Origin of the sequence: Robertmurraya siralis (assembly GCF_005502275.1) — a bacterium.
Lineage (GTDB): Bacteria > Bacillota > Bacilli > Bacillales > Cytobacillaceae > Robertmurraya > Robertmurraya siralis.
In genome coordinates this window covers 1-1,444 of record NZ_SWLZ01000061.1, presented here as the reverse complement: position 1 = coordinate 1,444, position 1,444 = coordinate 1, and the positions used below count along the sequence as shown (strand labels likewise).

Below are 1,444 nucleotides of genomic sequence, written 5' to 3'. Positions count from 1 at the left end.
ATAGGGCTAAGGCCGTTTAATCGTTTTTGATATCTTTCATGATTATAGAATTGTATGTACTCATCTATAGCTAACGATAGTTCTTCAAATGTCGTGAACTTACGCCTATAATATTTCTCACATTTGAGTGTTCCCCAAAAAGATTCCATTGGTCCGTTATCAATACATCTACCCACTCGGGACATGCTTTGTTTCATTTTTGCTTTATCTATTTTTCGTTTAAATTTCTTGGAGGTGTATTGAAATCCACGGTCACTATGAATAAGAGGACGTTCTCCATTCAAAAGTGCTGTAGCTTTGTCAAGCGTCTTGAATACAAGGTTATTATTATTGGAATGCCCAAGGACATAGCTAACAATCGATCCATCGTATAGATCGCGAATGGCGCTTAAATAAGCTTTTTTAGTTCCATATTTAAGTTCTGTGACATCTGTAACCCATTTTTCATTAGGCTTTTCTGCTGTAAACTCGCGATTTAGGACATTTTCTGCCGCATGCTGAGGGGTAGAGGGTTTGTATGATTGTTTCTTCTTTACCCGAATAACCGAGCGTATGTTTGCGATCCCCATTAATCGATAGATTCTTTTGTGATTAATATCCTCTTCAAACTTTCGATTCATATGTAACGTCATTTGACGATAACCAAAGGTTCCATCTACTTTCTCTTGAAGAGTTTTCATTTCTTTCATAATTTCTTCATTCAGAAGTTCTCGATCTGTGGGTACGCGTTTTAACCATTTATAGTAAGCAGCCCGTGATATCCCAGCTATTTCACAAAGTAAGATAATGCTTAAATTCTCTTTTTCATGAAGCTCCTGAATAGCGATATACTTGTCCTCAAATCGGATTTGGCTTATCTTCGCCTCCTTTCGATCTCCTCTAACTTTTTTAAGAATAGGTTTTCTGCACGTAGCCGTTCATTTTCCCGTTCTAATCTTTTCATTTCCAGCTGGATCTTCTCTTCTGGGGATAGCTCGGATTCTATTTTATTTCTTCCACGTTTATCTTTTAGTGCTTCGTCTCCGCCATCTTCATACTTCTTAACCCACTGGTACACTTGTTGATAAGAGACCTGGTAGGTCTCAGCTGTTACTTGATAATCTTTTCCGTTCCCTAGACAATCGAGTACAATTTGAATCCTCTCATCCCAAGTAGTTTTTCTCCCTTTAGTCATAGATCTCGTCCTTCCTTTTGACGTATCCTTTAATTCTCTATGACTATTATTATACTGCTTAATCCACCTTTGGAGGACGGAATGACTGGATATTTCATACTTTTCGACAACTCCAATTAAAGAGTGAAGACCTGACATATAATCACTGACAGCTAATAGTTTTAATTCCTTCGTGTATCTTTTCCAGGTTGAACATTCCTTTAAACCTTCAACCCCATATGTATCAAATTTGTATTTCCACTTCCTAATTGTAGATTCACTCACCTTATA

2 protein-coding genes are annotated in these 1,444 nt (G+C 37.2%); both read right to left on the bottom strand.

The genetic code is table 11. The features are described from left to right. On the bottom strand, positions 1–848 hold an 848-nt coding region (locus tag FCJ93_RS24680), incomplete at its 3' end, for an IS3 family transposase (RefSeq protein ID WP_235879589.1). Between the two features lie 5 nt (positions 849–853). Next, a partial coding sequence (locus FCJ93_RS24675; protein WP_137744931.1) for a helix-turn-helix domain-containing protein occupies positions 854–1,444 on the bottom strand: 591 nt, incomplete at its 5' end.